The organism is Phenylobacterium sp. (assembly GCF_046590535.1).
Classification (GTDB): Bacteria; Pseudomonadota; Alphaproteobacteria; order Caulobacterales; family Caulobacteraceae; genus Phenylobacterium.
In genome coordinates this window covers 1-5931 of the sequence record NZ_JBKJTG010000019.1, presented here as the reverse complement: position 1 = coordinate 5931, position 5931 = coordinate 1, and the positions used below count along the sequence as shown (strand labels likewise).

The following is a 5931-nucleotide window of genomic DNA, read 5'->3' as shown; positions in this document are numbered from 1 at the left end:
ACGGTGCGGCCCTGCGCCCGGACCAGCAGCACCAGCACCTCCATCACCCGCGGCTCGACCCGCTGGTCGGAGCCGTCGCCGCTCACCCGCCCCGAAGACGGACTGACCAGCAGGGCGCCCAGGCTGAAGTCTGGCTCCTGAGCCAGATCCAGCTTCCCGGGCGTGTCGGAGACGGTGGTCATCGGGGAATGGTCGGAAACTTCTCGGAACAAGGTCGGTGGAAGGTCTGGAAATCGTCCTGCGCCGGAGCCGCCAAGGCGCTCCGATGCAGGGGTCGACGCGGCGCTGCCCCGTCGAGCCAACCCAAGGGAGAAGACATCATGAAAGCCATCATCGCAATCGCCGCCGCCGTAATGAGCGCCACCGCCGGCGCGGCCCAGGCTCAGATCAGTTCCGACCCGATCAGCGTCACGATCAGCTACGCCGACCTGGACATCTCCAAGCCGAGCGGCCGGGCGGTGCTCGAGCGCCGCGTTGCCAACGCGATCGACCGGGTGTGCCCGGAGCGTCCGCTACCGCAGGAACTCCGCCAGACGCAGGTCGACCGCGCCTGCCATCGGGTGGCCGCGACCCGCGCGCAGCAGCAACTCGCCGCCCTCTACGACGGCCGCCAATTCGCCGAACGGGCCCTTAAGGTCGCCGGCGCTAACTGAGCCAAGAAACACCAGGAGGCGGCGGAGCGATCGTCTGCGCCGCCTCGTGGCACTGTTGAAGGGGCGGGCGCCGATGTCCGCAATGCGCACTGGTCCCCGCGTCGATATTTCATCACTGCATGAATTCGTGACTTGCGCCCGGCGGCGGAAGGGGCAATCTGCACGCGCCCAATCTGGGCGTTTCCTCCCTAATGACTTGGCCGCGCCCCTCACCGGGCGCGGTCTTTTTTTCGTGCGTGGGGTCGAGGAATGGCGGCGCCCGCAGCAATTAGAAAAATCTTCCACGATGTGAGCTTTCGGCCCATCGACAACGCATGATCTTGCCGGGTAAATGCCCGCCGGTGGCGGCACCGGCCCTGTGCGGGCCGCTATCGGCGTGCCCGGCGTTCGGGAAGTTCGAGTGAGGACGAGATGGGGCTCCCCCAGCGGCAAGGCCTGTACGACCCGGCGAACGAGCATGACTCGTGCGGCGTCGGCTTCGTGGCCAACATCAAGGGCCGCAAGTCCCACGAGGTGATCACCGCGGGCCTGCAGATCCTGGTCAACCTCGACCATCGCGGCGCGGTGGGCGCTGACCCCCTGGTGGGCGACGGCGCGGGCGTGCTGATCCAAATCCCCGACGGCCTCTACCGCGCCTGGGCGCAGGAGGCGGGCGTCGAGCTGCCGGACGCCGGCCACTATGCGGTGGCCATGTGCTTCCTGCCCTGCGACGAGGCGGCCCGGGCCGCGGCGATCGAGCAGTTCGAACACTTCCTGAAGGTCGAGAAGCAGCCCCTGATCGGCTGGCGCGACGTGCCGGTGGACACCACCGGCCTGGGCGCGGCCGTGCTGGCCCAGATGCCCGTGATCCGCCAGGCCTTCATCGGGCGCGGCCCGAACATCCGCGACCAGGACGGTCACGAGCGCAAGCTGCTGGCGGTGCGCAAGCAGGTCCAGAACCCGCTGGCCGAGCTGGCGGTGCGCCGCAACCTGCCGGGCCTGACCCAGCTCTACCTGCCGTCGCTGTCCACCCGCACGGTGGTCTACAAGGGGCTGTTGCTGGCCCATCAGGTGGGCGCCTTCTACCGCGACCTCACCGACGAGCGCGCGGAGTCGGCCCTGGCCCTGGTCCACCAGCGGTTCTCCACCAACACCTTCCCGTCCTGGAAGCTCGCCCACCCCTACCGGTTCATCGCCCACAACGGCGAGATCAACACGGTGCGCGGCAACGTGAACTGGATGAACGCCCGCCGGCGCTCCATGGAGAGCGACCTGCTGGGCCCCGACCTCAACAAGATGTGGCCGCTGATCCCGCACGGCCAGTCCGACACCGCCTGCCTCGACAACGCCCTGGAGCTGCTGGTGGCCGGCGGCTACCCCCTGGCGCACGCGGTGATGATGCTGATCCCCGAAGCCTGGGCCGGCAATCCGCTGATGGGCCCCAAGCGCAAGGCCTTCTACGAATATCACGCCGCCCTGATGGAGCCCTGGGATGGGCCCGCCGCCGTGGCCTTCACCGACGGCCGGCAGATCGGCGCCACACTGGACCGCAACGGCCTGCGTCCCGCGCGGATCATGATCACCGACCAGGACCACGTGGTGATGGCGTCGGAGGCCGGCGTCCTGGACGTCCCGGAAGAGCGCATCGTGCGCAAGTGGCGCCTGCAGCCTGGCAAGATGCTGCTGATCGACATGGAGCAGGGCCGGATCATCGAGGATGAGGAGATCAAGCGGTCCCTCGCCGAGGCCGAACCCTATGCCGATTGGCTGGCCGAGACCCAGTTCAAGCTGGAAGAGGTGGCCCTGGCCGCTCCCTCCGACGCCGTGCCGCCCAACGACCCCGACGCCCTCCTCGATCGCCAGCAGGCGTTTGGCTACACGCAGGAGGACCTGAGCTTCTTCCTGGAGCCCATGGCCACCACCGGTGAAGACCCGGTGGGCTCCATGGGCGCCGACACCCCCATCGCCGTGCTCTCCCGCCGGCCCAAGCTGCTCTACGAGTACTTCAAGCAGAACTTCGCCCAGGTGACCAATCCACCCATCGACCCGATCCGCGAGGAGCTGGTGATGAGCCTGGTGTCGATGATTGGGCCCCGGCCGAACCTGCTGGGCCGGCACGCGGGAACCCACAAGCGCCTGGAGGTCGCCCAGCCGATCCTCACCGACGAGGACCTGGCCAAGATCCGCGCCATCCACGACCTGCTGGACGGGGCCTTCCGCACCGCCACCCTGGACGCCACCTGGGCGGCCGAAGACGGCGCCGCGGGCCTGCAGCCGGCGCTGGAGCGCCTGTGCCGCGAGGCCACTGACAGCGTGCTGGCCGACATGAACATCCTGATCCTCTCGGACAGGGCGGTGTCGCCGGACCGCATCCCGATCCCCGCGGCCTTGGCCACCGCGGCCGTGCACCACCACCTGATCCGCCAGGGCCTGCGCATGCAGACCGGCCTGGTCATCGAGACCGGCGAGGCGCGCGAAGTGCATCACTTCTGCGTCCTGGCCGGCTATGGGGCTGAGGCGGTGAACCCCTACCTGGCGTTCCAGACCCTGGAGCACCTGCGGGTCCAGAACGGACTGGCGCTCTCGGCCTACGAGGTCCGCAAGAACTACATCAAGGCGGTGGGCAAGGGCGTCCTTAAGGTGATGTCCAAGATGGGCATCTCCACCTATCAGTCCTATTGCGGCGCGCAGATCTTCGACGCGGTGGGCCTCTCCTCCGCCCTCATCGAAAAGTACTTCACCGGCACCGCCTCGACCATCGAAGGCATCGGCCTGGCCGAGGTCGCCGAGGAGGCCGTGCGCCGGCATCTCGACGCTTATGGCGACAACCCGATCTACGCCACCATGCTCGACGTGGGCGGGACCTATGCCTGGCGCCTGCGCGGCGAGACACATGCCTGGACCCCGGAAAGCGTGTCGCGGCTGCAGCATGCGGTGCGCGGCAATCTGCCGGACGAGTACCGGGCCTTCGCCGCGGAGATCAACGAGCAGAGCGAGCGGCTGCTGACCATCCGCGGCCTGATGCGGCTGAAGCCAGCGGAAACGCCGATCCCAATCGAGGACGTCGAGCCAGCCGCCGAGATCGTCAAGCGCTTCGCCACCGGGGCCATGAGCTTCGGCTCGATCAGCCGCGAGGCTCACACCACGCTGGCCATGGCCATGAACCGCATTGGCGGCCGCTCCAACACCGGCGAGGGCGGCGAGGAGTCCGACCGGTACAAGCCCCTGCCGAACGGCGATTCTATGCGCTCGGCCATCAAGCAGGTGGCGTCCGGCCGCTTCGGGGTCACCACGGAGTACCTGGTCAACGCCGACGACATCCAGATCAAGATGGCCCAGGGCGCCAAGCCCGGGGAGGGTGGCCAGCTACCCGGCTACAAGGTCGACAAGAACATCGCCCGGGTGCGTCACTCAACGCCGGGGGTGGGCCTGATCTCGCCCCCACCGCACCACGACATCTACTCCATTGAGGATCTGGCCCAGCTCATCCACGACCTGAAGAACGTCAATCCGGCGGCCCGCATCTCGGTAAAGCTGGTTTCCGAAGTGGGCGTGGGCACGGTGGCGGCCGGCGTCGCCAAGGCCCGCGCCGACCACGTGACCATCTCGGGCTTCGAGGGCGGCACCGGCGCCTCGCCGTTGACCTCGCTGACCCACGCCGGCTCACCCTGGGAGATCGGCTTGGCCGAGACCCAGCAGACCCTGTTGCTCAACGGCCTGCGCACCCGCATCGCCGTCCAGGCGGACGGTGGCCTGCGCACCGGCCGCGACGTTGCCATCGCAGCCTTGCTGGGCGCTGACGAATTCGGCTTCGCCACCGCGCCGCTCATCGCGGCCGGCTGCATCATGATGCGCAAGTGCCATCTCAACACCTGCCCGGTGGGGGTAGCGACCCAGGACCCGGTGCTGCGCGCCCGCTTCACCGGCCAGCCCGAGCACGTGATCAACTACTTCTTCTTCGTGGCCGAGGAACTGCGCGAGTTGATGGCGCAGATGGGCTTTTCCACGGTCAACGAGATGATCGGCCGGGTGGACCGCCTCGACTCCGGCCCGGCGCTGGACCACTGGAAGGCCCACGGCGTCGATCTCTCGCGAATCCTCTACGCCGCGCCGTCCCAGGACCCCAAGGGCCTGTGGAACCAGGACCGCCAGGATCACGGCCTCGGCAAGGCCCTGGACCACACGCTTCTCCACGACGCGAAGGCAGCCCTCGACACTGGCGCGCCGGTCCGCGGCGAATACGCCGTGCGCAACATCAACCGCACGGTGGGCGCCATGCTCTCCGGCGAGGTGGCCCGCCGCTACGGCCACGCAGGGCTTGCCGACGACACCATCTCGCTGACTTTCAAGGGCACGGCGGGCCAGAGTTTCGGAGCTTTCCTGGCGCGCGGGGTCACCGTCGACCTGATCGGCGACGCCAATGACTACGTGGGCAAGGGCCTCTCCGGCGGAAAGGTCATCGTGCGCCAGCCGCCGGAGTCCCGCCGCGAGCCCACCAAGAACATCATCGTCGGCAACACCGTTCTCTATGGCGCCATCGCCGGAGAGGCCTATTTCGAGGGCGTGGCAGGCGAACGCTTCGCGGTGCGCAACTCCGGCGCCTTGGCGGTGGTCGAGGGCCTGGGCGATCACGGCTGCGAATACATGACCGGTGGCGTGGTGGTGGTGCTGGGCGACACCGGCCGCAACTTCGCCGCGGGGATGTCGGGCGGGATCGCCTACGTCTACGACCCGCGCGGCCGGTTCGCGGAGCTTTGCAACACCGCCATGGTGGAGCTGGAGCCCCTGGCCCCGCTGACGCCGGCCACCAAGGCTGAGGAGGCGTTCCGCCCCAGCCAGCGGTCGATCTCGGTGGAGGCCAACGGCATGGGCGACATGCTGCGCTTCGACGCCGAGCGGCTGCGCATCCTCATCGAACGCCACCAGCTACATACCGGCAGCGCCCGGGCCGGCGAGATCCTCGACAACTGGGACCAAGCCCTGGCCTCGTTCGTCAAGGTGACGCCGGTGGACTACCGTCGCGCGCTCACCGACCTTGCCACCGAGCGCGCGACGGCCGCCGCCGTCGCCGCCGAATAGCCTCTAGTCCGGAGACACATCCGATGGGCAAGCCCACCGGCTTCCTCGAGATCGAGCGCCAGGAGCGTGGCTACGAGCCGGCGCCCGCGCGCCTGAAGACCTGGCGCGAGTTCGTCCACCCTCTGCCCGTGGCCGAGGTGAGCCGGCAGGCGACGCGCTGCATGGATTGCGGCATTCCGTTCTGCCACCAGGGCTGCCCGGTCAACAACCAGATCCCGGA

General features: G+C 68.6%; 3 protein-coding genes and 1 pseudogene. 3 read left to right on the top strand and 1 reads right to left on the bottom strand.

Features of this window, described 5'->3' with window-relative positions:
• The coding region (locus ACLL81_RS01180) for a hypothetical protein (RefSeq protein WP_411286518.1) at positions 1-182 on the bottom strand (182 nt) is incomplete at its 3' end.
• Between the two features lie 138 nt (positions 183-320).
• Here ACLL81_RS01180 and ACLL81_RS01175 point away from each other — a divergent pair.
• The 3 genes and pseudogenes from ACLL81_RS01175 to gltD all read left to right on the top strand — a co-directional run.
• A complete protein-coding gene (locus tag ACLL81_RS01175) occupies positions 321-653 on the top strand; it encodes a UrcA family protein (RefSeq protein ID WP_411286517.1) in 333 nt (110 codons plus the stop codon).
• A 411-nt stretch (positions 654-1064) separates the two neighbouring features.
• Positions 1065-5711, top strand: coding sequence for a glutamate synthase large subunit (gltB, locus tag ACLL81_RS01170; protein ID WP_411286516.1), 4647 nt, complete (start codon positions 1065-1067; stop codon positions 5709-5711).
• Positions 5712-5734: 23 nt separating this feature from the next.
• Positions 5735-5931, top strand: a pseudogene (gene gltD, locus ACLL81_RS01165) (glutamate synthase); the annotation flags it as partial.

Excerpts from the sequence above, each read along its gene's own strand:
- ACLL81_RS01175 (WP_411286517.1), top strand. The coding sequence starts at position 321 with ATGAAAGCCATCATCGCAATCGCCGCCGCCGTAATGAGCGCCACCGCC.
- gltB (WP_411286516.1), top strand. The coding sequence starts at position 1,065 with ATGGGGCTCCCCCAGCGGCAAGGCCTGTACGACCCGGCGAACGAGCAT.